This window comes from Kitasatospora nipponensis (genome assembly GCF_039528135.1).
Taxonomy (GTDB): domain Bacteria; phylum Actinomycetota; class Actinomycetes; order Streptomycetales; family Streptomycetaceae; genus Kitasatospora; species Kitasatospora nipponensis.
In genome coordinates, this window is sequence record NZ_BAAALF010000127.1 from 1 (window position 1) to 24,733 (window position 24,733).

The following is a 24,733-nucleotide window of genomic DNA, read 5'->3' on the forward strand; positions in this document are numbered from 1 at the left end:
TGACGGCGTTGCCGCTCGCCGGGTCGAAGGTGTGCCCGGCCGAGCCCACCAGCGGACTGAACGACGAACCGTCCGCACTCCCCGACACCGCGAACGTCTCGGTGCGGGCCGCCCAGGCGGCGGACGGCGGCAGCTTCAGCACCAGCCGGCCCACCGGGTGACCGGCGCCGAGGTCGACGGTCAGGCTCTGCGGGAACGCGTTGTCGGTACTCTCCCAGTAGCTTCCGGCGTCGCCGTCGACCGTGTTGGCCGCGCCGTAGCTCTGGGTGTGGCCGGTGTCGCTGGTGGCGGCGTGCAGCGCGAGGTTCGGATTACCGGGCGGGGTCGGGGTGGGCGTCGGAGTCGGGGTGGGCGTCGGAGTCGGCGTGGGGGTGCCGCTCGGGGCGTAGGCCTCCAGTTCGGAGAGCTGGCCGGCCGGCCAGCCCGTGTTGGCGGTGAAGGTCAGCCGCAGGTACCGCGCGGCGGAACCGGCCGGCAACGGCACCGTGACGGCGTTGCCGCTCGCCGGGTCGAAGGTGTGCCCGGCCGAGCCCACCAGCGGGCTGAACGACGAACCGTCCGCGCTCCCCGACACCGCGAACGTCTCGGTCCGGGCCGCCCAGGCGGCGGACGGCGGCAGCTTCAGCACCAGCCGGTCGAGGCCGCGGGTGGCACCGAGGTCGGTCTGGATCCACTGCGGGAAGGCGTTGTTGGCGCTCTCCCAGTAGCTGCCGGCATCCCCGTCCACCGCGTTCGCGGCGGCGTAGCCCTGGGTCGCGCTGCTCGCGGTGACCGGCTGGTGCAGGGCGAGGTTACCGCCGGGCGTCGGCGTGGGGGTCGGCGTCGGGGTGGGCGTGGGCGTCGGGGTGGGGGTCGGCGTCGGGGTGGGGGTCGGCGTGGGGGTCGGTCCGCCGCCCGGGTAGCTGTAGACCGGGCTGGGCCACGGCCCGCAGTACGCCGCGCCGCCGTTCCAACTCCCGTTGCCACCCTGGTCGGTGATCCCGAAAGCGCCCGCTCCCTGGCAGTTGTAGACGCCTGCCGCACCGACGTGCGCGGCGGTCACGTTGTGGAAGGTAGCCGAGCCCGTGGACTGCAACTGCAGCACGAAGGTGCCGGTGCCGTCGATGGCGATGTCACGGAAGTCGACGTTGCCGACACCGCTGCCGATGAAGTGGATCGCCTCGTAGGAGCTGTCCAGGATGTTCAGCCCGGAGACGTCGACCGCGCCGGTCATCGGCGCGTCACTGGCCCAGAACCAGAGGGCGCCGACGCCGAACTGCCAGTTCGGGTCGAGGACTCCGGTGCGGATCAGGTCGTTGTCGGCGATCGTGGTGGTGCCGGCGAGCGGCACCGCGCTGAACCGGTTGCCGACGTGGATGCCGCCGCCCTGGGTCAGCGTGTCGGCCACCACGTTGCCGGTCACGCTGTTGTCGTGCCCGCCGTAGATCGCGATGTTGTTGGCCAGCACCGGCAGTTCGACCGTGTTGTGGGTGATCACGTCGTCGTGGTCCGCGTCGTGCTCGGCCCAGGTGGCGATCCCGTCGTCGGCGGTGTTGCGCAGGTAGTTGCCGCTGATGGTGGTGTGGCTGATGCCGTCGTGCAGGTTGATGCCGTCCGCGGTGGTGTCCAGGATCCGGGAGTTGGTGATGCTCAGCCCGTCGAACGGGCCGTCCAGCCAGATGCCCACCTTGGTGTGCTGGATCCACAGGTCGTCGATGGTGGAGCCGCCGCCGAGCGCGCCGCCCACGCCGTTCACCTGGGCGCTGTCGTCGCGGTCGGTGGTCTGGCCCAGGATCGCGAAGTCGGCCAGGTGGACGTTGCTGCTCGGGTTGGGCGCGTAGGTGCCGTAGACGCCCACGCCGGATCCCTGCAGCACCGAGTACCAGGGGCCCGCGCCCTTCACCGTCACGTTGTTGACGATCACGTGGCCGGTCACCGCGAAGGTGCCCGCCGGGATCCAGACGCCCTTGCCCTGCGCGGCGGCGGCGTTGACGGTGTTCTGGATCGCCGCCGTGGCGTCGCTGTGGCCGGTCGGGTCGGCGGCGTACGGCGCGTCGGTGACGCTGAGGTAGCCGGTCGGCTCGGCCTTCGGCGCGGCGACGTCCTCGAAGTCCGCGGTGTCCACGGTGTACGAGGGCGCGCTGTCGCCCGCGTCGACCTGGACCCGCACCTTGCTGCCGGCGGGCAGCTCGGCGCCGAACCGGTAGCGCACGTCGTCGTAGAAGTGGTGGCCCTTGCCGTCGCCGGGGTTGTTGCTGAACGGGTAGGAGCCGTACAGGTCACTGAACTTGGAGGTCAGCGCGAGGTCGGCGCTCTTGCCGCCGTTGACGTAGAGGCTGAGCGCGGCGTTCAGCCCCGCGCCGTCCGCGGAGTCGGGGATCGCGTAGTGCAGGTCCACCGCGTTCGCCGGCCGGGTCAGCGTGAACTCGATGTACTGGCCCTGGCCGGTCAGTTGGACCGCGGTGCGGCCGGCCGCCTCGGAGGCCAGGGTGCCGAAGGTGCGCGAGGGGGTGAGCACCGTGCCGTTGGTGGCCGCGCCCACGGCCAGGTACTCGGTGAACGGGACGGCCGCACCGCGGCCGGTGGCGGCGGCGTCGGCCACCGCGGTCAGCGGGAGGCTCGCGGCGGCGGGGCCGGCGTCGAGGGTGGCGGCGTGCGCGCCGGGCAACAGCAGCCCGGCGGCGCCCAGGGCTACGGCCGCCAGGACGGCGGGCAGCCGCAGGCTGCGCGGATGGGTGGACATGGCACACGACCTTTCTGGGTCATGGTGCGGTGGGGGGTGGGGGTGAGGGTGCTGAGGGCGGATGGGGGCGGCGCGGAGGGCGGGCAAGCCCAGGCCCAGGCCCAGGCTCAGGCGGGGTCGCGGTCGCCGTCGCGGTCGCGCAGCCAGACGGCGGTGTCGCCGGGCAGCCGTCCGTCGTCCAACGGCCCGCTGGCGAGCAGGAGTTCGACGTCGGACGGCAGGTCGAGGGGCTCGGTCGAGAAGTTCACCAGGCAGCGGAACCCGCCCGCGCGCCGGAACGCGAGCACCTGCGGGGCCGACGGCAGCCAGCCGAAACCGCCGTGCACCGCCGATCGGCGCAGCCGCAGCGCGCCGCGGTAGAGCTCCAGCATCGAACCGGGGTCGCCCCGTTGGGCCTCGACGGTGAGCGCGGCCCAGGAGCGCGGCTGGGGCAGCCAGGGCGCCACCCCCGGGGGCGCGAAGCCGAACGGCGGCTGCTGCCCCGACCAGGGCAGCGGGACCCGGCAGCCGTCCCGCCCCGGGTCGGTGCCGCCCGAGCGCAGGTGCATCGGGTCCTGCAGCCGCTCCAGCGGGAGGTCCTCCACCTCCGGCAGGCCGAGTTCCTCGCCCTGGTAGAGGTAGACCGCGCCGGGCAGGGCCAGCGAGAGCAGGGCGGCCGCGCGGGCCCGGCGGGTGCCCAGCGCCAGGTCGGTGGGGGTGCCGAAGGCCTTGGCGGTGAAGTCGAAGCGGGTGTCCTGGCGACCGTAGCGGGTGACCGTGCGGGTGACGTCGTGGTTGCAGAGCACCCAGGTGGCCGGGGCGCCGACCGGGGCGTGCGCGGCGAGCGTGGCGTCGATGGACGCGCGCAGCTCGCCGGCCCGCCAGGGCCTGGCCAGGAAGTCGAAGTTGAAGGCGGTGTGCAGTTCGTCGGCGCGCAGGTAGCGGGCGAAGCGCTCGGTGTCGGGGACCCAGATCTCCCCCACCAGCACCCGGGGTTCGGCGTAGGAGTCGGCGATCGCCCGCCAGGAGCGGTAGATGGCGTGCAGGTCGTCGCGGTCCACGTAGGGGTGCGGGTCGTGCCCGGGCCGGAAGTCGGGCAGCGCCGGGTCCTTGGCGAGCAGGCCGGCCGAGTCGATCCGCACGCCGGCCGCGCCGCGGTCGAACCAGAACCGCAGGATCGCCTCGTGCTCGGTGCGCACCCGCGGGTGCGCCCAGTTCAGGTCCGGCTGCTGGGCGGCGAACAGGTGCAGGTACCACTCCCCCGGGCTCCCGTCGGCGTCCGTCGTGCGGGTCCACGGGCAGCCGCCGAACTCCGAGGTCCAGTCGTTGGGCGGCAGTTCGCCCTGCGCGCCGCGCCCCGGCCGGAAGTGGAAGAGCTCCCGCTGCGGGCTGCCGGGGCCGGCGGCCAGCGCGGCGCGGAACCACGGGTGGGTGTCGGAGACGTGGTTGGGCACGATGTCGACGATCGTGCGGATCCCCTGGTCCAGGCCCTCGGCGATCAGCTTCTCGGCCTCGGCCAGGGTGCCGAAGACCGGGTCGACGTCCCGGTAGTCGGCCACGTCGTAGCCGCCGTCGGCCATCGGCGAGGGGTACCACGGGTTGAACCAGACGGCCTGGACGCCGAGTTCGACCAGGTGGCCGAGGCGGGCCCGGACACCGGCCAGGTCGCCGGTCCCGTCGCCGCTGGCGTCGGCGTAACTGCGCGGGTACACCTGGTAGATGGCCGCGTCGCGCCACCAGTCGGCTCGGTCGGGCTGCTGTGCCACGGTGAGATGTCCTTTCGGGGAGGCTGGGGCCCGTCCCACAGGCCCCGGGCAGCGCGGACCGACCGGGCCGGTGGGTGGCAGGGCACTCAGCCCTTGAGGCCGCCCGCGGTCAGGCCGGCCATGATGTTGCGCTGGAAGATCAGGAAGAAGACGACGGTCGGTGCGGAGGCGATCGCCAGCGCGGCGATCACGACGTTCTGCGGGACGCCGGTGGACAGCGAGTTGATGCCGATGTTGAGCGGCTGGTTCGCCGGGTCGGGCTGCACCAGCATCGGCCACAGGAAGTCCTTCCAGACGTTGACCACCGCGAAGATGGACACCACGCCCAGGATCGGCCGGGACAGCGGCAGCACGATCGACCACAGCGCCCGCAGCGGGGTGGCGCCGTCGATCGCGGCGGCGGCCAGCAACTCCTCGGGCACGGAGTCGAAGAAGCGCTTGAGCAGGAAGACGTTGAAGGCGTTGGCGACGGTGGGCAGCCAGATCGCCCACGGCGTGTCGATCAGGTTCAGGTGCAGCAGCGGCAGGTCCAGCACCGTCAGGTACTGCGGCACGATCAGCACCGCCGCCGGGATCATCAGGGTGGCGAGCATCATGCCCAGGATCAGGTTGCCCAGCACCGGACGGAGTTTGGAGAGCGCGTAGGCGGCGGCGACGTCGAACACCAGCTGGAAGGCGAGCGCGCCGAAGGCGTAGTAGAGGGTGTTGAAGAGCAGCCGGGCCATCCGCAGCTTCGACCAGGCCTCGGCGTAGGTGCCGACCTGCGGGTGGGCGGGGAAGAGCGTGGGCGGGTTCTGGATCACCTCCTGGGTGGACTTCAGCCCGCCGGTCACCAGCCAGTAGAGCGGGCCGAGGAAGACCAGCGTGAAGACCACCAGGACCGCGGCGAGCACCAGGCGGTAGACGATCCGCCCGCGCGGGCGGCCGATCTGGCTGTCGGATATCAGGGTGCGCATGTGCGGTCTCCCCAGCGCCTAGTCGCAGGTGCGGCTCAGCCGCACGTACAGGGCCGAGAAGCCGGCCAGTACCAGCAGCATCACCAGGCCCAGCGCCGAGGCGCTGCCGTAGTTGTCGAAGTTGAAGGCGTACTGGTAGATCAGGTAGACCACGGTGGTGGTCGAGCCCTGCGGCCCGTTGCCGCCGGTCAGCAGGTACGGCTCGACGAAGACCTGCATGGTGGCGACGACCTGCAGCAGCAGGAGCAGGGACAGGATCAGCCGGGTCTGCGGGATGGTGACGTGCCAGATCCTGCGCAGCAGGCCGGCGCCGTCGAGTTCGGCGGCCTCGTAGAGCTCGCCGGGGATCGACTGCAGGGCGGCCAGGTAGATCAGGGTGGCGCCGCCCATGTTCATCCAGGTGGTCGCGATGACCACCGAGATCATCGCCGTGTCGGGCGAGTTGAGCCAGGCCGAGGTGGGCAGGTGCAGGGTGCGCAGGATGCTGTCGAACAGGCCGTAGCCCGGGTCGTAGAAGTACTTGAAGAGCAGCACCGAGGCGACCGGCGGGAGCATCACCGGCAGGTAGACCAGGATGCGCAGGTAGCCGCGGAAGTGCCGCAGTTCGTTGAGCAGCACGGCGACCAGGAACGGCAGCGCGAAGCCGAGCAGCAGCGCGAGCAGCGTGAACAGCGCGGTGTTGCGCCAGGCCTGCCAGAAGGCCGGGTCGTGCAGGATGTGCCGCAGGTTGTCCAGGCCGACCCAACTGGTGCGCCCGCGCCGGGTCTTCTGGAAGCTCATCACCACCTCGCGGACCATCGGGTACCACGAGAAGCAGGCGAAGCAGAGCAGCGCGCCGAGCAGGAATCCGTGGGCGGTGAGGTTGCGCCGCAGGCGCTGCCCGCGGCCGGCGCGGGCGGCGGCGCCGGCCGGGTCCCGGGCCGGGACGGGGGTGGGCTTGCGGCGGGAGGGGACGCTGATCGCTGCCATGGGGAGTGCTCCTGGGAGGGCGGGGGGCCGAACGCCGGCGGATCGGGGGCCGGCCCCCGCGGGACGGCTACCGGTTCTCGGCCAGCACCTGGTCGACCTGCTGGGCGGCGGCCGTCAGCAGCTTGGCCACATCCGCGTTCTGGTCGGTCAGGACGGCGGAGACGGGGTTGTCCAGCACCTTGTAGATCTGCTGGGCGTTGGCCGGCTCGAGCTTGCCGGGCACCGAGGTCCCCAGGTAGGGCGCGTAGTTCTGGACCGGCACGCTGGCACTGGCGGCCTTGGCCGCGTTGTCGGCGGCCAGACTGGCACCGGTGAGGAAGAACGGCTGCGGCAGGCCGACCGGCAGCCCGTCGTCCTTGCTGCGGGCGTAGTCGAACTGGCCCTTGCCGAGGGTCAGGTACTTGAAGTTGACCCAGGCGATGCCGGCCTTGATCTGGTCCGGGCTGGAGCCCTTCTTGAAGAGGTAGTCGTTGCCGCCGAGCAGCGCCGCCTTCTCCCCGGGCATCGGGGCCATGCCGTAGTCCTGGTAGTCACCCTTGAGGGTCTGCACCATGTAGGTGATGTCGTCGGGGGCGCCGACGTACATGCCGAGCTTGTTCGCGGCCATCTGGGTCATCAGGTCGGGCCACTTGAGGCCCTGGGCGGCGGCCATGCTGTGGTCGGTCCAGCGCATGTCGTGCAGGTTCTGCAGGACCTGGCGGCCGGCGTCGGTGTCGAAGGCGGACTTGGCGCCGTCGGGGGTGGTCATCGAGCCGCCGAGGCCGTAGAGCTCGGCGGTGAAGTGCCAGCCGCCCTGGTTGGTGGCGCTGTAGTCGCCGTAGCCGCTCACGCCGCCGCCGAGCGCGGCGATCTTCTGCGCGTCGGCGCGGATCTCCTCCCAGCCGGTCGGCGGCTTGTCGGGGTCGAGGCCGGCCTGGGCGAAGAGCCTGCGGTTGTAGAGCAGGCCCATCTTGTAGTTGGAGGTGGGCAGTCCGTACAGCTTGCCGTCGGACTTGAGGGTGGCCAGCACCGAGGGGTCGATGTCCGCCAGCGCCGGCACGGTGGTGCTGTTCACGTAGGCCGAGATGTCCGCCACCGCTCCGGCGTCGAGGACCTGGTTGAGGTCGGTGAAGTAGCTGTAGAAGACGTCGGGTTCACTCTTGCCCTTGAGCTGGGCGGTGAAGGCGGCCGGGTCCTCGCAGGGGGAGGCGTCCTTGGCGTTGACGGTGACGTTCGGGTAGGTCCGGTGGAAGGCGTCGATGTCCTCGGCCCACTCCTTGCGCTCGGCGGTCTTGGTGACCGGCGGCTCGCAGTCGACCGTGATGGTGACCTTGGTCTTCGGGTCCAGCGGAGCAGCGGCACCGGCGGCGCCCGATCCCGCGCCGCCGGTGGGACCCGCGGTGCTTCCCGCACTCCCGGAGCTGGAGCACGCGGCGGCGCTCAGGGCGAGGCCGGCCGCGGCGGCGAAGGCGAGCGAACGGTGCACAAGCCGCTGTCTGTTCATGCGGGTTGACCCTTTCAGGCAGGCAGGTGGGCAGCGCGAGGACGCGGGGCTGCCCGTGCTGGTCCGGTGGGAGCCGCGCCCGGGCGGATGGTGGCGGGCCGGGGCGGCGGGGCGTGCGGGATCGTGCGCGCGGTGGTGCGCGGTGGTGTGCCGCCCGCCGCGGTCAGGCGGCGGCGGCCGGCGTCGACTACTAAAGCAGCCCCGACAGGTGTCCACAAGATTTCGACGGAGTTTCGCAAAAACTCGACTGCTTTGACGCCGCCTTGCAGGGCCTCCCCCGGCCCGGCGCGCCCCGGACAGCACGAAGGGCGGGCACCGAGGTGCCCGCCCTTCGCCCGCGGAACCGTCAACCGCGCTCGCGCATCGGCGCGGTGGAGCCGCGCACCACCAGCTCGGGCTCGAAGAGCAGCTCGTCGTGGGTCACCCGGACCCCGCCGATCTCGCCCACCAGCAGCTCGACCGCCGCCCGCCCCATCGCCTCGATGGGCTGGCGCACGGTGGTCAGCGGCGGGTCGGTGCACATCATGAACGAGGAGTCGTCGTAGCCGATCACCGACACGTCGTCCGGCACCGACAGCCCCGCCCGGCGCACCGCGCGCACCGCGCCCAGCGCGAGCGGGTCGCTCGCGCAGACCAGGCCGGTGACCCCCTGACGCAGCAGCCGGGTGGTCGCCGCCTGCCCGCCCTCCAGGCTGAACAGCGCCCGCTCCACGCACTCCTCGGGCAGCTCCAGCCCGACCCGGCGCAGCGCGGCGCGGGCCGCGGCCAGCTTGCGCAGCGAGGGCACGTGGTCGGCCGGGCCGAGCACCAGGCCGATCCGGCGGTGGCCCAACTGCCGCAGGTGGCCGACCGCCTGCTCGACCGCCACCGCGTCGTCGCAGGAGACCCGGGGGAAGTCCAGGTCGTCGATGGCCGCGTTCAGCAGCACGGTGGGCAGGCTGCGCTCGGCCAGCCGCTCGTAGTGCTCGTGCGGCGCGTCGGCCTGGGCGTAGAGGCCGCCGAAGAAGACCACGCCGGAGACGTGCTGCTCCAGCAGCAGGTCCACGTAGTCGGCCTCGGAGACGCCGCCGGCGGTCTGGGTGCAGAGCACGGGGGTGAAGCCCTGGCCGGCCAGCGCGCCGCTGACCACCTCGGCGAAGGCGGGGAAGATCGGGTTCTGCAGCTCGGGCAGCACCAGGCCCACCAGTCGGGCCCGTTCGCCGCGCAGCTGGGTCGGGCGCTCGTAGCCCAGCACGTCCAGCGCGGTGAGCACCGCCGCCCGGGTGGCCTCGGAGACGCCGGGCTTCTCGTTCAGCACCCGGCTGACGGTGGCCTCGCTCACCCCGACCTTCTTGGCCACCTCGGCAAGTCGTCGTGTCATGCGGGCGAGTGTACGGCAGCCGACGCAAGCAGTTTGCGCCTTCTTGCGGGAGCATCTCCCCGGATCGGCCCCGGCAGCCGGCGTCGTGGAGCGGAACGGACCGCCCGCTCGGACCGGATGACCCGCCCCACCAGCCGTCTCCGCCGCAAGCAGCGCAAGCCAGCCGAGATCATTTGCGTGAATCGATGTAATTCTTAAGGCATTTGCTCCTTCTCTTGCTCTGATATGACCCCGACACTACGCTCCGCAGGACGCAGCCGCCCGCCGCCCCGCGCCGGACCACGGCCGCCGCCGCTCCGAGCGGAGCCGATCCCCACCCTCACCCCGCCCTCGCCCCCGCCTCCCCACCCACCTCCCGAGGGAGACCATGTCAGGCACACGCCACCCGAGAGCCGCCAGCGCCGCCCTCCCGCTGCTCGCCCTGCTGCTCGCCCTGCTCCCGCTGCTCACCCCGGCCCTCGCCCGCGCGGCGGGCGGCGCCAACCTGGCGGCCGGCCGCACCGCCACCGCCGCCAGCAGCAACGGCGCCTACACCCCCGCCAACCTCACCGACGGCAACCAGTCCAGCTACTGGGAGAGCGCCGGCACCGGCCTGCCCCAGTGGGCCCAGGTCGACCTCGGCGCCGCCGCCCAGGTCGGCCAGGTGGTGCTGAAGCTGCCCGCCGGCTGGGGCGCCCGCACCCAGACCCTCGCCGTCCAGGGCAGCACCGACGGCACCACCTTCGCCACCCTGGCCGCCTCCGCCGACCACACCTTCGACCCGGCCTCCGGCAACACCGTCACCCTCACCTTCGGCGCCACCGGCGCCCGCTGGGTGCGGATCGCGATCAGCGCCAACACCGGCTGGCCGGCGGCCCAGCTGGCCGAGATCGAGGTCTACGGATCAGGCACCGGGCCGGTCGACCTGGCGCTCGGCAAGTCGATGAGCGCCAGCGGCTCGAGCCAGAACTACCTGCCGGCCAACGCCGCCGACGGTGACCGCAACAGCTACTGGGAGAGCACCGACAACGCCCTCCCGCAGTGGCTGCAGGTCGACCTCGGCGCCTCGCTGGCCCTCACCCAGGTGGTCCTGCGCACCCCCACCGCCAGCGGCTGGGGCGCCCGCACCCAGACCCTCTCGATCCAGGGCAGCACCGACGGCACCGCCTTCAGCGACCTGGTCGCCTCGGCGAGCTACTCCTTCGACCCGGCCACCGGCAGCAGCGTGAGCATCCCCTTCGCCGCCGCCACCGAGCGCTACCTGCGGGTGCGGATCACCGCCAACTCCGCCTGGCCGGCGGGCCAGCTCTCCGCGTTGGAGGTCTACGGCCCGGCGGCCGGCGACACCCAGCCGCCCAGCGCCCCGGCGAACCTGGCCCTCACCGAGCCGCAGTCCGGGCAGGTCAGGCTGACCTGGAGCGCGGCCACCGACAACGTCGCGGTGACCGGCTACGACCTCTACGCCGACGGCGCGCTGCTCACCAGCCTGCCGGCCGCCGCCCTGAGCTACACCGACACCCGCCCGGCCGGCGCCACCGTCAGCTACTTCGTGCGCGCCCACGACGCGGCTGGCAACCAGTCCGCCAACAGCGACACCGTCACCCGCACCGGCCAGGGCGGCGACACCACCGCCCCCACCGCGCCCACCGCCCTGACCCTCACCCAGCCGCAGTCCGGCCAGATCCGGCTCACCTGGGGAGCCGCCACCGACAACGTCGCGGTGACCGGCTACGACGTGCTGCGCGGCGGCGTGCAGATCGCCAGCGTCGGCGCCACCACCTTGGGTTACACCGACAGCCAGCCCGACGGCACGACCGTCTCGTACACCGTCAAGGCGCACGACGCGGCCGGCAACGAGTCGGCCGCCAGCAACACCGTCACCCGCACCGGCAGCGGCTCGGGCGCGGAGCTGGCGCGCAACAAGCCGGTCACCGGCTCCGCCAACACCTACGTCTACGTCCCGGCCAACGCGGTCGACGGCGACCCCACGACCTACTTCGAGGGCGCCTCCTACCCGAGCACGCTCACCGTGGCCCTGGGCGCCGACGCCGACCTGACGGCCGTCAAGGTGCTGCTCAACCCGGCCGCCGCCTGGTCGACGCGCACCCAGACCATCCAGGTGCTGGGCCGCGAGCAGAGCGCCGGCGGCTTCGGCACGCTGGCCGCCGCGCAGTCGTACACCTTCGACCCGGCCACCGGGAACAGCGTCACCATCCCGGTCAGCGGCCGGGTCAGCGACGTGCAGCTGAGCATCACCGCCAACAGCGGCGCGCCCGGCGGCCAGGTGGCCGAGTTCCAGGTGTTCGGCACCCCGGCCCCCAACCCGGACCTCACCGTCAGCGCCGCCTCCTGGGCCCCCGCGGCCCCGGTGGAGAGCGACCCGGTGACCCTGTCGGCGACCGTGCGCAACATCGGCACCGCCGCCGCCGGCGCCACCGACGTGAACTTCTACCTGGGCAGCACCAAGGTCGGCACCGCCGCCGTCGGCGCGCTGGCCGCCGGCGCCTCGACCACCGTCAGCGCGCCGATCGGCACCAGGAGCGCGGGCAGCTACCAGCTGACCGCCAAGGTCGACGAGGCCGACAAGGTCGTCGAGCTGGACGACTCCAACAACAGCTACACCGCCCCCACCGCCCTCCAGGTGGCGCCGGTGCAGAGCGCCGACCTGCTCGCCGCCCCGGTGGCCTGGACACCCGGCAACCCGGCCGCCGGCAGCGCGGTGGCCTTCACCGTGACGGTCAGGAACCAGGGCACCGTGGCCAGTTCGCCCGGCCCGCACGCGGTGCAGCTCAGCGTGCTGGACGCCACCGGCGCCACGCGCTACACCGCGAACGGCTCGGTCAGTGGCGCGCTCGCACCCGGCGCCTCCAGCGCCCCGGTGAACCTGGGCAGTTGGACGGCCGCGGACGGCAAGTACACGGTACACACGGTCATTGCCGCCGACAGCGCGGAGCTGCCCGTCAAGCAGGCGAACAACACCGCCGACACCCCGCTGTTCGTCGGCCGCGGCGCCGACATGCCCTACGACACCTACCAGGCCGAGGACGGCCAACTCGGCGGCGGAGCAGCGGTGATCGGTCCCAACCGGACCATCGGCGACCTGGCCGGCGAGGCCTCGGGACGCGAGGCGGTGACCCTGAACTCCACCGGCTCCTACGTCCAGTGGACCACCCGGGCGAGCACCGACTCGCTGGTCACCCGGTTCTCCATCCCGGACGCGCCGGGCGGCGGCGGCACCACCGCGACCCTGGACCTCTACGTCGACGGCACGTTCCTGCAGGCGATCTCGCTCACCTCGCACTTCGCCTGGCTGTACGGCGCGGAGACCGGCCCGGGCAACGACCCGAGCGCCGGCGGCCCGCGCCACCTCTACGACGAGGCGCACGCGCTGCTGAGCCGCAGCATCCCGGCCGGCAGCGTGGTCAGGCTGCAGAAGGACGGCGCCAACACCTCGCAGTACGCCATCGACTCGGTGGACTTCGAACAGGCCACCGCGGCCGCCGATCCCAACCCCGCCGGCCTGGTCACCCCGGCCGGCTTCGCCCAGCAGGACGTGCAGAACGCGCTGGACCAGGTACGGATGGACACCACCGGCAAGCTCACCGGCGTCTACCTGCCCGCCGGCCAGTACCAGGTCTCCAGCAAGCTCCAAGTCTACGGCAAGCCGGTCCAGGTGATCGGCGCGGGCCCGTGGTTCACCCAGTTCAGCGCGCCCGCCACGCAGGAGAACACCGACGTCGGCTGGTCGGTGTCGGCCAGCGCCGACGGCTCGTCGTTCAGCGGCTTCGGCTGGTTCGGCAACTACACCTCGCGGATCGACGGGCCCGGCAAGGTCTTCGACCTCACCGACGTCGCCAACCTCACCATCGACAACCTCTGGATCGAGCACCAGGTCTGCGCGATCTGGGGCACCCACGTGAGCGGCCTGACCGTGACGAACCTGCGCATCCGCGACACCTTCGCGGACGGCGTCAACCTCACCAACGGCAGCCAGTCCAACCTGGTCAGCAACGACGAGGCCCGCACCACCGGCGACGACAGCTTCGCGCTCTTCGCCGCCACCGACCACAACAGCGCCGACCTGAAGAACAACACCTTCCAGAACCTCACCGCGCTCACCCCCTGGCGGGCGGCCGGCATCGCCGTCTACGGCGGCTACGCCAACACCTTCCAGAACCTGTACGTGGCCGACACCCTCACCTACGCGGGCATCACCGTCAGCTCGTTGAACTTCGGCTACCCCTTCGAGGGCTTCGGGGCGAGCCCGCAGACGGTGATCCGCAACGCCTCGCTGGTGCGCGACGGCGGGCACTTCTGGAACGGCCAGGTCTTCCCCGCGCTCTGGCTCTTCTCGGCGACCCAACCCTTCCAGGGCATCCGGATCAGCGGCGTCGACATCAGCGACCCGACGTACGCGGGCATCATGTTCCAGACCGACTACTCGGGTGGCACCGCGCTCGACCCGATCACCGACACGGTCCTCACCGACATCAGCATCACCGGCGCCCAGCCCAGCGGTGACGCCTACAACTCCCGCTCCGGCTTCGGCATCTGGGCCAACCCGCTGCCCGAGGCCGGTCAGGGCCCGGCGGTCGGCGCGGTCACCTTCAACCACCTGACCGAGAGCAACAACCACCTCGACATCGACAACCCGACCTCGACCTTCGCCATCACCGTCAACCCCTAGACCCTGTCCCAGCAGCCGGCGCCGTACGGCCCGGGGCCGGTGCGCGGGCCTGCGCAAATCCCCGTGCGACGGCCGGGCGGCCTCTGCCAGACTCCTCGCAATCAGGGGAGAGGTTATGCATGACACCCGTCTGACACCCCGTGTGTCCGCGGTGGCCACACCACCGCCACCGTCCCAGGCGTCACCCGTCCCGGGGCCGACGCCGGACGAACTCGCCGGCTACCACCGCACCGTGGGGCTGCTGCGCCGGCTGCCGGTCGAGCACCCGAGCCGGCTGCACGCCGAGCGGGTCGCCGACGCCTTCGTGCGCGACGGACGCCGGCGCCGGGCCGCCGAGCGCCGCCGCCAGGACCTCGCCGACGACGCCGCGTTGCGCGCGGCCACCAGCACCGGCGCGCCGGACCGCCGCGAGGACGCGCCGCTCGCGCCACTCGCCCCGGCCACCGAAGGGACCGCGACGGTGGGCACCTTCCGTCGCCCGCACGGCTGCTACGTCTGCAAGGAGCCCTACCGCGAGGTGGACGCCTTCTACCACCTGCTCTGCCCCGCCTGCGCCCGGCTCAACACCGCCAACCGCGCCCTGAGGTGCGACCTGCGGGGTCGCCGGGCGCTGCTGACCGGCGGGCGGGTGAAGATCGGTTTCCAGCTGGCGCTGATGATGCTGCGCGACGGCGCCGAGCTGATCGTCACCAGCCGCTTCCCCCACGACACCCTGCGCCGCTTCGCCGCCGAGCCCGGGAGCGAGCGGTGGCTGGAGCGGCTGAGCGTGGTCGGCATCGACCTGCGCGACCCGCGTCAGGTGCTCGGCCTGTGCGAGCGGCTGCGGGCCGAGGGTCGGCCGCTGGACATCCTGGTCAACAACGCGGCGCAGACCCTGCGCCGCCCGCCCGAGGCGTACGCGCTGCTGGCCGCGGGCGAGCACGCCGAGCCCGCGCCGGAACTGCGCCGCTCGGTGTGGCACGCGCCCGGCTTCACCCCGATGCCCGCGCTGGCCGCCGCCTGGCCGGCCGCCGACCTGGCGGGCCCCGGGGCGCCGACCCGGCTCCCGGCCACCGCTCCGCTCCCGGCGGCCATGACGGCCGCTCCCGCCGTCGCGGGCGCGGGCGCCGTCGACGAGGCCGGTCTGCTGCCCGACCCGGCGCCGGGCAACTCCTGGTCCGCGCGGCTCGGCGAGCTGGACCCGGCGGAGGTGCTGGAGACCCAGCTGGTCAACGCGCTGGCCCCGACGCTGCTCTGCGACCGCCTGCTGCCCCTGCTGCTGGCCTCGCCGCACGCCCGCCGCTACATCGTCAACGTGACCGCGGTCGAGGGCCGGTTCGCGGTGCGCAACAAGACCGCCGGCCACCCCCACACCAACATGGCCAAGGCCGCGCTCAACATGCTCACCCGCACCAGCGCCGGCGCGCTGGCCGAGCAGGGCGTGCACCTGTGCGCGGTCGACACCGGCTGGATCACCGACGAGAACCCGGCCCCGAAGAAGGGCCGGATCGCCGCCCGCGGCTTCCGCACGCCGCTGGACGTGGTGGACGGAGCGGCCCGCGTCTACCACCCGATCGTGCGCGGCGAGGCCGGCGAGCCGCTCTCCGGGGTCTTCCTCAAGGACTACCGGGAGGCCGCCTGGTGACCCCGCCGCCGCCCGGCCCGGCCGGCTCCGGCCGAGCCACCCCCGGCCCGGTCCACTTCTGACAGAGTGGACCGGTGACCGAGACCCCCACCACCGGCTTCGCCACCGTCCTGGGCGCCTGGCGGCAGGAGCCCGGCCCGCTGGCGGCCGCCCTGGCGGCGGCGATCCGCGAGGCCGTGCTGGACGGCCGGGTCCCGGTCGGCACCCGGCTGCCGTCCGAGCGCGCGCTGGCCACGGTGCTGCGGGTCAGCCGCGGCACCGTCGTCAGCGCGCTGACCGCGCTGCGCGACGACGGCTGGCTGCACACCCGGCACGGCAGCGGCAGCGACATCCGGCTGCCACCGCGCCTGACCGAACGCACCGCGCCCCGGTCGATGGACCACGGCGAGGGCATGGACCTCACCCGGGCGGTCCCCGCCGCCCCGCACACCGCCTACCTGGCGGCGTCCCGGCGGGCGGTGGAGCGCTCGGCCTCGCTGTTGCTGGACTCCGCCGAACCCGACGCCGGGCTCCCGCAGTTGCGCGAACTGCTGGCCGAGCGCTACACCGACCAGGGCCTGCCGACCCGCCCGGACCAGATCCTGGTCACCTCGGGCGCGCGCGCCGCCCTCACCCTGCTGGCCGACCAGGTGCACGACCGCGGCCGCGCCGTCCTGGTCGAGAGCCCCACCTACCAGGGCGCGCTGGCCGTATGGCGCCGCCGCCGCGCCCGACTGGTGGCCCTGCCGGTCGGCCCCGCGGGCTGGGACCTCGACCGCCTGGACCGCGCGGTGCGTACCATGCGACCCCAACTCGCCTATCTGACACCGGACTTCCATAACCCCACCGGCGCCCTGATGCCCGCCGGCCAGCGAAGGGCGGTGGCCGAACTCGCCGCCCGCGGCGACCTGACGGTCATCGCCGACGAGACCCTGCGCGACCTGGACCTGCGCACCCCACCCGAGCCGGTGCCGCACCTGGCGGGCAGCGCGGTCATCTCCGTCGGCTCGACGAGCAAGCTCCTCTGGGGCGGCCTGCGGGTGGGCTGGCTGCGCGCCGACGCCGCCCGGATCCGCGAGCTGCGGCACAACCCGTTGCAGTCCCGGCTCACCCCGCCGCCCCTGGAGCAGCTGATCGCCTGCGAGCTGCTGGCCGACCCGCGGGAGCTGCTGCGCGAGCGGCGCGAACGCCTGCGCGCCCAGCGCGACCACCTGGCCACCCTGCTGCGCGGCACCGGCGCCTGGAGCTTCACCCTCCCGCCGGGCGGCCTGTGCCTGTGGCTGCACCTGCACGAGACCACCGCCACCGCCCTGACCCGCCGCGCGGCCGCGCACGGCCTGAAGCTCTCCCCCGGTCCGGCCTTCTCCGCCGACCGCGCCCACACCCACTACCTGCGCCTGCCCTACACCGCCACCCCCGAACTGCTGACCCGCGCCGCCGCCGTCCTGACCGGGCAACCGCCACCCTGACCCGGGCCCGGGCGCGGGCGCGGGCGCGCAGCGGGCGGCGGCCGGTGCCAGGCTGGGAACGCGGGGGCCGGCGTGAGGGTGAGGGACGGGAGTGCGGTGCGATGACCGGAATCGACGACCACGGCGAACGTCCCGGACCGCGCGCCGGCCGGCCGGACATGCCCGGCTACGGGATCCGGCCGGCCGACGAGGGCACCGGCCTGCTGCCGTGGGCCTGGGCCGAGAGCCGGCTGCGGGACTCGCACGACTACTGGGTCTCCAGCGTGCGTCCCGACGGCCGGCCGCACGCGATGCCGGTCTGGGGTGTCTGGCTGGCCGGCGGGCTCTGGTTCAGCAGCAGCCGCCGGTCGCGCAAGTACCGCAACCTGACCGCGCGCCCGGACGCCGTGCTGACCACCGACGACGCGCGCAACCCGGTGGTGCTGGAGGGGCGGGCCCGGGTGGTGACCGAGCCGGCGCCGGTCGCCGCGTTCCTGGCCGCGCTGAACGCCAAGTACCGCACCGCCTACCCCGCCGACTTCCTCGACCCGGCGGTGAACGCCACCTTCGAGGTCCGCCCGGCCACCGTCTTCGGCCTGCTGGACGGCGACTTCACCGGCTCCCCGACCCGCTGGACCTTCGACTGACCTGACCGACCTGACCGACCTGGCCGAGGAGACCCGATCAGGCCAGGCCGGCCACGCCCCCCTGCGCCTCGCGCTCGGCCGGTCCCGGCTCGGTCCCGGCCACGCCCGCGCCCGCGCCCGCGGCACCCGCACCCGTCCCGGCGCCCGCACCCGTCCCGGCACCGGCGCCCTCGCTCACGCCGCCACCCGCCGCGAAGCGCCCCAGACCGCTGGCGCGCGGCGCCGCCCCCGCGCTCTGCCGCAGCGAGTCCAGGATCGCCAGCCCCTGGCCGACGATCCCCGCGACCACCTGGTTGACGCCCTCGGTCCCGTTCAGCACCGTCAGGTTCGCGCTCGCCAGACCCCGCGAGGCGGCGTCCACCAGGGCCGGCAGGTGCTCGATCACCCGGAAGGCCGCGATCAGCTCCTGGTTGCCGCCCTTGAGCGAATCGGCGCGCGCCGAGTTCGCGGCCGCCTGCGCCTCGGCGGTGGTCCGCTCGGCGTAGGCGTCGCCGTCGGCCTGCACCCGCACCGCCTGGGCCTCCGCGGTCGCCAGCGTGGTGCGCCGGTAGGCCTCGCCCTCCGCCTCGAACTTGGCCCGGTCGCGCTGCGCCTCGGCGAGCGTGCGCTGGCGGTAGGCCTCGGCGTCGGCCGGGCGGCGGACCTCGGCCTCCAGCCGCCGCGCGGCCAGGTCGGCCTGCCGCTGGGCCAGCGCGGTCTGCTCCTCGATGACCTCCTGCGAGGCCCGCGCCTCGGCCAGCGGTCCGGCCTGCGCGGCACGCGCGTTGGCCTGCTCGGTCTCGGCCACGAAGCCGGCCCGCTTGATCGCAGTGTCCCGCTCGTACTGCGCCTTGAGGGCGAGGGCCTCCTGCTCCCGCTCGGCGGCCAGCTGGTCGGCCTTGGCCTGGGCGATCCGGGCCTGGCTGGCCACCGCGGAGGCGTGCGGGGCGGCCAGGTTGGTGATGTAGCCGGAGGCGTCCTCGATCTCCTGGATCTGCAGCGCGTCCACCACGATGCCGAGCTTCTCCATCTCCGTGTGGCTGCCCGACTTGACCTCCTGGGCCACCCGGTCGCGCTCGCGGATGATCTGCTCCACCGTCAGGCCACCGATGATGGAGCGCAGATGGCCGGCGAAGATCCGGCCGACCAGCTCCTCCATCCGGTCCTGCTCGGCCAGGAAGCGGCGGGCCGCGTTGGCGATCGAGGCCGAGTCGTCGCCGACCTTGAAGACCGTCACCGCGCGCACGGTCAGCCGGATGCCCTGCTGGGTGACGCAGTCCTCGGCGATCTCCGCCTCGCGCAGCGCCAGCGAGAGCATCCGCGCCTTCTGCTTGATCGGCATCACGAAGCTGCCGTGCCCGGTGACGATCCGGAACTGGGTGTCCTGCGCCTGCCGCTTGGAACCGGAGATCAGCAGGGCCTCGTTGGGTGCGGGCACGTGCCAGAACAACATCGCGGACCTCCCGGGTCCTGGGAATCGGCTAGCCGGAGGGGAACGGCACCACGACGACCGACCGCGGCGAGGTCTGCTCCACGACCAGGACCTCGGTGTGCCGGGCCAGGGGCCGGTCGGACCAGGCCGCGTACGCCTCGGTGCCACCGCGGACCGGCACCATGACCTCGCCCGGCCCGTCCGGTGGGACCGGGACGGTGATCCTGCCCACCGCGCCGACCGGGCTCTGGTCCGCGTCGTCGAGGACGCTCACGCAGCTCACCCGCCTTCGACGCCGCCGTTACCTCTGCTCTTCCAATCTAACGACCCAGCCCCCGAAAGGACCCGCTCCCCACGCCGACCCCGCCCGGCCGGCGGCTCGGCACCCCGCCCGCCGGCCCACGCCGACCCCACCCGGCCGCGACTCAGAACCGGACCGGCAGCTCCAGCAGCCCGCGCGAGCGCAGCGTGGGCCGGTGGCGCAGCTGCTCGCGCGGGAGGTCCAGCGCGAGCCCGGGCAGCCGGCGCAGCAGCGCGCCGAGCGCGATCTCGGTCTCCAGGCGGGCCAGCGGCGCGCCCAGGCAGTAGTGGATGCCGTGGCCGAGCGCCAGGTGGGCGTTCTCGCGCCGCCGCACGTCCAGCTCGTCGGGGTCGGTGAACTGCCCGGGGTCGCGGTTGGCGGAGGCCAGCGCCAGCAGGACGGTCTCCCCGGCCGGCACCCGGACCCCGCCGATCTCCACGTCCTCGCGCGGGAAGCGCCGGATGGCGGTGGGCGCGGGGCCGTCGTGGCGCAGGAACTCCTCCACCGCGCCGGCGACCAGCTCCGGCTCGGCCCGCAGGGCGGCCAGCTGGTCGGGTCGCTCCAGCAGGGCGAGCACGGCGTTGCCGATCGCGTGCACGGTGTTCTCGTAGCCGGCGAGCAGGATCAGGAAGGCGAGCGAGGTGAGCTCGTCCTCGCTGAGCCGGTCCTCCTGGTCGCGCACCGCGATCAGCGCGGAGAGCAGGTCGTCGCCGGGTTCGGCGCGCTTGCGGGCGATCAGCCGGGGGAAGAACTCCAGGACCGCGCCGAGCGCGGCCTTGGCGTCCTGCGGGCGGGCCGGGTCGGGGGCGATCAGGGTGTCGGTCCAGGACCGGAAGTCGCGGCGGTCGTCCTGCGGCACGCCGAGCAGGTCGCAGATGACGGTGATCGGCAGCGGGGCGGCGTAGGCCTCGATCAGGTCGGCGCGGCCCAGCGGGGCGAGGGCGTCCAGCAGTTCCTCGGCGATGGCCTCGATCGGGGCGCGCAGCTGCTCGACGCGGCGCGGGGTGAAGGCCTGCCCGACCAGCCGGCGGATCCGGGTGTGGTCCGGCGGGTCCATGTTGAGCATGTTGGCGTCGAGTGCCGGCGGCAGCGACAGGCCCCGGTAGTTGCCGGGGGTCGCGTGCCGCTTGTCGAGTGCGAGGCGGGGGTCGGCCAGCGCCTGGCGTACGTCGGCGTAGCGCGTGACCAGCCAGACCGGCAGGCCGTCCGGTGCGACGATCCGGTGCACCGGCCCGGCCTGCCGCAGCGCCGCGTACCCGGCGTGCGGGTCGGCGATCAGCGCGCCGGCGTCGATGACGGGCGCGGGGCAACCGGCGGCGGGCGCGGGGCAACTGGCTGCGGACTCGGCGGGCGCGGGCCCGGTGGCGGGGGCTGACGTCAGCTCGGGGGAGGTCATCCGCCCAGCCTAAGGGAGCGTCAGCACCCGCCGTCCGGCACCCGTCAGAAGTTGATCATGTGCCCGGCGAGCCCGTGGATCGCCTCCTTGACCGCCTCGCCCAGCGTCGGGTGGGCGTGCACGTTGCGGGCCACCTCGTGCACCGTGAGGTCCCACTGCTGGGCCAGCGTCAGCTCCGGCAGCAGCTCGGTGACCTCGGGGCCGATCAGGTGGGCGCCGAGCAGCTCGCCGTACTTGGCGTCACTGATGATCTTGACGAAGCCGTTGGCGTCGCCCAGGCCGTGCGCCTTGCCGTTGGCGGTGAACGGGAACTTGACCACCTTGACGTCGAAGCCCTGCTCGCGCGCCTGGGCCTCGGTCCAGCCGAAGCTGGCGATCTGCGGCTGGCAGTAGGTGGCGCGCGGGATCATGGTGAAGTCCAGCTCCATGGTCTCCGCGCCGGCGATCGTCTCGGCCGCGATCACGGCCATCGACTCGGCCGCGTGCGCCAGCATCAGCTTGGCCGTCACGTCGCCGATGGCGAAGATGTGCGGCACGTTGGTGCGCCCGCGGGCGTCCACCGCGATCGCGCCGCGCTCGGTGAGCGCGACCCCGGTCGCCTCCAGGCCGTAGCCCTGGACCCGGGGCGCGAAGCCGATCGCCTGGAGCACCTTGTCGGCCTCCAGCACCTGCTGCTGCCCGTCACGCGTGACGGTGACCCTGACCTTGGTGTTCGGGTCGCTGTCGTCGATCGCGTCGACCCGGGTGCCGGTCAGCACCTCGATGCCGAGCCGCTTGTAGCGCTTGGCCAGCTCGGCCGAGACGTCCGCGTCCTCCAGCGGCACCATCCGGTCGAGGAACTCGACGATGGTGACCTTCACGCCGAAGTTGTGCAGCACGTACGCGAACTCCACGCCGATCGCGCCGGCGCCCGCGATGATGACGCTCTCGGGCAGCGCGTCGGTGAGGATCTGCTCCTCGTAGGTCACCACGCGCTCGCTCAGCGCGGTGCCGGGCAGCAGCCGGGTGGTGGCGCCGGAGGCGATGATGCAGTGGTCGAAGGTGACCGTCTCGATGCCGCCCGCGCTCAGCGAGACCTGGAGGGTGTGGTCGTCGACGAAGACGCCCCAGCCGTCGTACTCGGTGATCTGGTTCTTCTTCATCAGGTAGTGGATGCCGGCCACCCGGCCGTCGGCCACCTTGCGGCTGCGCAGGAACGCCTCGCGGTAGTCGAAGCTGACCGTGCCCTCGACCTTGATGCCGAAGGTCTTGGCCTCCTTGGTGAAGATGTGCGCCAGCTCGGCGTTGCGCAGCAGCGCCTTGGAGGGGATGCAGCCCACGTTGAGACAGACCCCGCCCCAGTACTTGGTCTCGATGACCGCCGCCCGCAGCCCGAGCTGCGAGGCGCGAACGGCCGCGGTGTACCCGCCCGGGCCGGCGCCCAGGACCACGACGTCAAAGTGTGTGCTCATACAGCACACGATAGGCACCCGGGCCGGGGCCCGCCGCAGCGGCCCGGGGCCTGACAGGTGCGGTCCCCCTCACCCCCGGGCGCGGCGCAGCAGGCGGGTGGCGAGGAGGACCGCGCCGACCACGGCGGCGCAGCAGCCCAGGGCCAGGGCCAGGGCGCCACCGCTCCAGCCCCGGTCGGCGGGGGCGGGGTCGGCGACCGTACGGGCGGCAGGGGTGCTCGCCACCGAAGCGGGGGTGCTGCCGGCAGCGGGAGCGGAGGCGGCGACGGAGGGCGTGGCCGCGGGGGCGGAGGCCGCCGGGGAGGGGGCGGCGCCGTCGCCCGGCACCGCGGTCACGGTGAGCTCGGCCTCGCCCCGGCCCAGCGCCGGGAAGGCCGACTCCACGCTCACCTTCCACTGCCCCGGCGGCAGCGCCTGCGCGGTGGTGAAGGTGGCCGGCGCGCCCGGCACCGCGATCAGCTTCCAGGGGCCGACCGTGCGCCCGTCCGAGGCGACGGCGTTCAGCTCGGCCGCGACGGTCTCGGTCACCGGGTCGCCGTCGTTGTCCCAGGCCGCGACGGCGCGCGGGTGCCCGTCACCCAGGCAGCTGAGGTCGAAGTGGATGGAGTCGCCGTGCGCGGCGGCCGGTCCGGCCGGGCCCAGGACGGCCAGGACGGCGGCCACGGCCAGCAGCAGGACGGCGAGGGCGGCCGAAGCGGCCCGGCCCGGCGCGGTACGGGCAGCGGCGGTGCGGACCGGCGACGTGCGGGCCGGGTGGCGGGGGTGCGCGGCGGGGTGCGGAAGCGGGGCGGGCATGGGCGGGCTGACTCCTCGGACGGGCCGGCCCCGGCGGCGGGAGCGCGGGGTCGCGTCGCTCCCGCCGTCGGGGTGGTGGTGCGGGTGGTGGTGCGGGTGGTGGTGCGGGTGGTGGTGGTGCTGGGCCCCCGCCCGGGTCGCAGCCCGGGCGGGGGCGGAACGAGCGTGCCTCAGGAGGCGGTCTGCAGCGTCCAGTTCTGGTACGCCTGACCGTCCGGCTGCTGCAGCTCCAGCAGCCAACCGCCGTAGTACCAGCGGTTGCTGAGCCCCACGACCAGGTTCGACCCGGCCGCCGAGAGGCGGTAGCCGCTGCCGTCGGCGGTCAGCTTCCAGGCCTGCGTCGAGGCGCTGGAGCAGGGCTCCTGCTCGACGAACTGGCCGGCCACCAGGCTGCCGCCGGCCTGCAGGCACTTGCCGGAGAGCGCCGACTTGACCCGCACCGCGCCGTTGCCGGCGTCCTCGAAGAGCCACTGCTGGTTGGCGTAGCCGTGCTTCTGGTAGCCGATCAGCACGTCACCGTCGTTGGTCGAGCCGCCCCACATGTCGGCGGCCTGGCCGGTGAGGCTGTTGAGCATCAGGTAGCGGGTGCCGGCCGTGGTCGGGCCCGCGGCCGGCTGGGTGTGCACGGCCAGCTCGGCGCCCGGCTGCCCGGTCTGCCCCTTGGCGTCACGCACGGCGATCGAGAACTTGTACACGGTGTCCGGCTGCATCCGGATCACCCGGACCACGGTCGAGGTGACGGTGCCGATCGTCCGGCCGTTCAGCCGGACCTCGTACCCCGTGGCCCCGTTGACCGCGGACCAGGACAGCACGGCCGAGTTGCCGGTGATCTGGTCGGCCGTCACCGTGGGACCGGTGGCCGGGCCGCCGGTCGCAGTGGGCGTGGGGGTCGGGGTGGGCGTGGGGGTCGGGGTGGGACCGGAGGTGGGCCCGGAGGTCGGCGAGGGGGTGGGGCTGGCGGTCGGGCCGGCCGTCCGGGTCGGGCTGGGGGTCGGCGTCGGGGTCGGGGTCGGGTTGGGACCGGTGCCGCCGCCGGCGATCAGGAACTGGTTGTTCGCCACGTTCCAGTGCGTGGCCAGGTAACTGCCCGGCTGCGGGTTGGTGTTGTAGTAGTCGTCGTGGTTGCAGTCGAGCCGGTCGTCATGGCTCTTGTCCGGGCAGCGGATCTGCATCTGCGGGTAGTAGGGGGCGTCCGAGTAGCACATGATGTCCCACTCGTCGGTGCAGTGCCCGGCCTTGCTGGAGTTGGGCGCGCTGTTGTTCACCGCGCCCAGGTTGTGGCCCAGTTCGTGCGCGGCGGTGGAACCGCTCCAGCAGCCGTTGTCGGTCCGCCCGTACGAGGGGCCGAAGTTGCTGGCGTTCTTGGCGCCCGGCTGCTCGTCACCGTCGAAGGTGCCGATCCCGCAGTAGACGTTCGTGTCCGCGAACATCATGTACTTGCGGTCCTTGCGGTTGAAGCCCTGGGCCGCCAACGCGTCGTTGGTGGAACCGAACTCGGTCAGGGCCGAGGCCGGCAGCTCCACGTCCAGGACCACCGGCGTGCAGTCCGGCGCGGTGACGAAGCGCACGTGCCGCACCCCGCCGGTCTCCTGCGCGCTCGCGTTGTAGATGGTGTCCACGTCCGCCGCCCACTTCTGGAACGACGCCAGGTACTGGCCGTAGCGGTCCTGTCCGGGCTGGTGCACGTAGAGCACCTGCACCCGGTTGCCGGTGCTGCCGTCACCGTCGCAGACCACCGCGCCGTCGGCGGCGGCGGCCGAACCCGAACCCGAACCGGCGG

At 73.5% G+C, this 24,733-nt stretch carries 16 protein-coding genes; 4 read left to right on the forward strand and 12 right to left on the reverse strand.

What is annotated here, in order from left to right:
• The 6 genes from ABD323_RS27900 to ABD323_RS27925 form a co-directional block, all read right to left on the reverse strand.
• Window positions 1-2,722: discoidin domain-containing protein (locus tag ABD323_RS27900; RefSeq protein WP_344444738.1), on the reverse strand; the 2,722-nt coding region annotated here is incomplete at its 3' end.
• Window positions 2,723-2,829: 107 nt separating this feature from the next.
• The gene (locus tag ABD323_RS27905) at window positions 2,830-4,467 is read right to left on the reverse strand and encodes a glycoside hydrolase family 13 protein (protein WP_344444739.1); all 1,638 of its coding nucleotides are present in this window, start codon (window positions 4,465-4,467) and stop codon (window positions 2,830-2,832) included.
• An 86-nt stretch (window positions 4,468-4,553) separates the two neighbouring features.
• Window positions 4,554-5,423, reverse strand: coding sequence for a carbohydrate ABC transporter permease (locus ABD323_RS27910; RefSeq protein WP_344444740.1), 870 nt, complete (start codon window positions 5,421-5,423; stop codon window positions 4,554-4,556).
• 18 nt (window positions 5,424-5,441) lie between these two features.
• Complete coding sequence (locus ABD323_RS27915) at window positions 5,442-6,392, reverse strand: carbohydrate ABC transporter permease (RefSeq protein ID WP_344444741.1); 951 nt, start codon at window positions 6,390-6,392, stop codon at window positions 5,442-5,444.
• Between the two features lie 67 nt (window positions 6,393-6,459).
• On the reverse strand, window positions 6,460-7,875 hold the full coding sequence (locus ABD323_RS27920) for an ABC transporter substrate-binding protein (RefSeq protein ID WP_344444742.1): 1,416 nt from the start codon (window positions 7,873-7,875) through the stop codon (window positions 6,460-6,462).
• Between the two features lie 346 nt (window positions 7,876-8,221).
• Window positions 8,222-9,235: a LacI family DNA-binding transcriptional regulator gene (locus tag ABD323_RS27925; protein WP_344444743.1), complete on the reverse strand. Its 1,014-nt coding sequence runs from the start codon at window positions 9,233-9,235 to the stop codon at window positions 8,222-8,224.
• A gap of 367 nt (window positions 9,236-9,602) precedes the next feature.
• On the opposite strand from ABD323_RS27925, the gene ABD323_RS27930 reads away from it, so the two are divergent.
• The 4 genes from ABD323_RS27930 (at window position 9,603) to ABD323_RS27945 (ending at window position 17,599) form a co-directional block, all read left to right on the forward strand.
• Window positions 9,603-13,901 carry a discoidin domain-containing protein gene (locus ABD323_RS27930; protein WP_344444744.1) on the forward strand — a complete coding sequence of 1,433 codons (4,299 nt, stop codon included), beginning with the start codon at window positions 9,603-9,605 and terminating at the stop codon, window positions 13,899-13,901.
• A gap of 115 nt (window positions 13,902-14,016) precedes the next feature.
• On the forward strand, window positions 14,017-15,525 hold the full coding sequence (locus ABD323_RS27935) for an SDR family NAD(P)-dependent oxidoreductase (RefSeq protein WP_344444745.1): 1,509 nt from the start codon (window positions 14,017-14,019) through the stop codon (window positions 15,523-15,525).
• Between the two features lie 74 nt (window positions 15,526-15,599).
• Window positions 15,600-16,973, forward strand: a complete 1,374-nt coding sequence (locus ABD323_RS27940) for an aminotransferase-like domain-containing protein (protein ID WP_344444746.1) — start codon at window positions 15,600-15,602, stop codon at window positions 16,971-16,973.
• A 101-nt stretch (window positions 16,974-17,074) separates the two neighbouring features.
• On the forward strand, window positions 17,075-17,599 hold the full coding sequence (locus tag ABD323_RS27945) for a pyridoxamine 5'-phosphate oxidase family protein (RefSeq protein ID WP_344444747.1): 525 nt from the start codon (window positions 17,075-17,077) through the stop codon (window positions 17,597-17,599).
• Between the two features lie 37 nt (window positions 17,600-17,636).
• Here ABD323_RS27945 and ABD323_RS27950 read toward each other — a convergent pair whose 3' ends face one another.
• The 6 genes from ABD323_RS27950 to ABD323_RS27975 all read right to left on the reverse strand — a co-directional run.
• The gene (locus tag ABD323_RS27950) at window positions 17,637-19,031 is read right to left on the reverse strand and encodes an SPFH domain-containing protein (RefSeq protein ID WP_344444748.1); all 1,395 of its coding nucleotides are present in this window, start codon (window positions 19,029-19,031) and stop codon (window positions 17,637-17,639) included.
• 28 nt (window positions 19,032-19,059) lie between these two features.
• Window positions 19,060-19,284: a hypothetical protein gene (locus ABD323_RS27955; protein WP_344444749.1), complete on the reverse strand. Its 225-nt coding sequence runs from the start codon at window positions 19,282-19,284 to the stop codon at window positions 19,060-19,062.
• Window positions 19,285-19,435: 151 nt separating this feature from the next.
• Entirely contained in the window at window positions 19,436-20,707 is a 1,272-nt protein-coding gene (locus tag ABD323_RS27960) for a cytochrome P450 family protein (protein ID WP_344444750.1), read from the reverse strand.
• A 44-nt stretch (window positions 20,708-20,751) separates the two neighbouring features.
• Window positions 20,752-22,158 carry a dihydrolipoyl dehydrogenase gene (gene lpdA / locus ABD323_RS27965; protein WP_344444751.1) on the reverse strand — a complete coding sequence of 469 codons (1,407 nt, stop codon included), beginning with the start codon at window positions 22,156-22,158 and terminating at the stop codon, window positions 20,752-20,754.
• A gap of 69 nt (window positions 22,159-22,227) precedes the next feature.
• Complete coding sequence (locus ABD323_RS27970; protein ID WP_344444752.1) at window positions 22,228-22,953, reverse strand: hypothetical protein; 726 nt, start codon at window positions 22,951-22,953, stop codon at window positions 22,228-22,230.
• A gap of 170 nt (window positions 22,954-23,123) precedes the next feature.
• Window positions 23,124-24,733: RICIN domain-containing protein (locus tag ABD323_RS27975; RefSeq protein ID WP_344444753.1), on the reverse strand; the 1,610-nt coding region annotated here is incomplete at its 5' end.

What these genes read in the sequence shown, in the direction of transcription:
- ABD323_RS27910 (WP_344444740.1), bottom strand. Translation starts at nt 5,423, where the DNA reads ATGCGCACCCTGATATCCGACAGCCAGATCGGCCGCCCGCGCGGGCGG.
- ABD323_RS27915 (WP_344444741.1), bottom strand. Translation starts at nt 6,392, where the DNA reads ATGGCAGCGATCAGCGTCCCCTCCCGCCGCAAGCCCACCCCCGTCCCG.
- ABD323_RS27920 (WP_344444742.1), bottom strand. Translation starts at nt 7,875, where the DNA reads ATGAACAGACAGCGGCTTGTGCACCGTTCGCTCGCCTTCGCCGCCGCG.
- ABD323_RS27925 (WP_344444743.1), bottom strand. Translation starts at nt 9,235, where the DNA reads ATGACACGACGACTTGCCGAGGTGGCCAAGAAGGTCGGGGTGAGCGAG.
- ABD323_RS27930 (WP_344444744.1), top strand. Translation starts at nt 9,603, where the DNA reads ATGTCAGGCACACGCCACCCGAGAGCCGCCAGCGCCGCCCTCCCGCTG.
- ABD323_RS27935 (WP_344444745.1), top strand. Translation starts at nt 14,017, where the DNA reads ATGCATGACACCCGTCTGACACCCCGTGTGTCCGCGGTGGCCACACCA.
- ABD323_RS27945 (WP_344444747.1), top strand. Translation starts at nt 17,075, where the DNA reads ATGACCGGAATCGACGACCACGGCGAACGTCCCGGACCGCGCGCCGGC.
- ABD323_RS27950 (WP_344444748.1), bottom strand. Translation starts at nt 19,031, where the DNA reads ATGTTGTTCTGGCACGTGCCCGCACCCAACGAGGCCCTGCTGATCTCC.
- ABD323_RS27960 (WP_344444750.1), bottom strand. Translation starts at nt 20,707, where the DNA reads ATGACCTCCCCCGAGCTGACGTCAGCCCCCGCCACCGGGCCCGCGCCC.
- lpdA (WP_344444751.1), bottom strand. Translation starts at nt 22,158, where the DNA reads ATGAGCACACACTTTGACGTCGTGGTCCTGGGCGCCGGCCCGGGCGGG.
- ABD323_RS27970 (WP_344444752.1), bottom strand. Translation starts at nt 22,953, where the DNA reads ATGCCCGCCCCGCTTCCGCACCCCGCCGCGCACCCCCGCCACCCGGCC.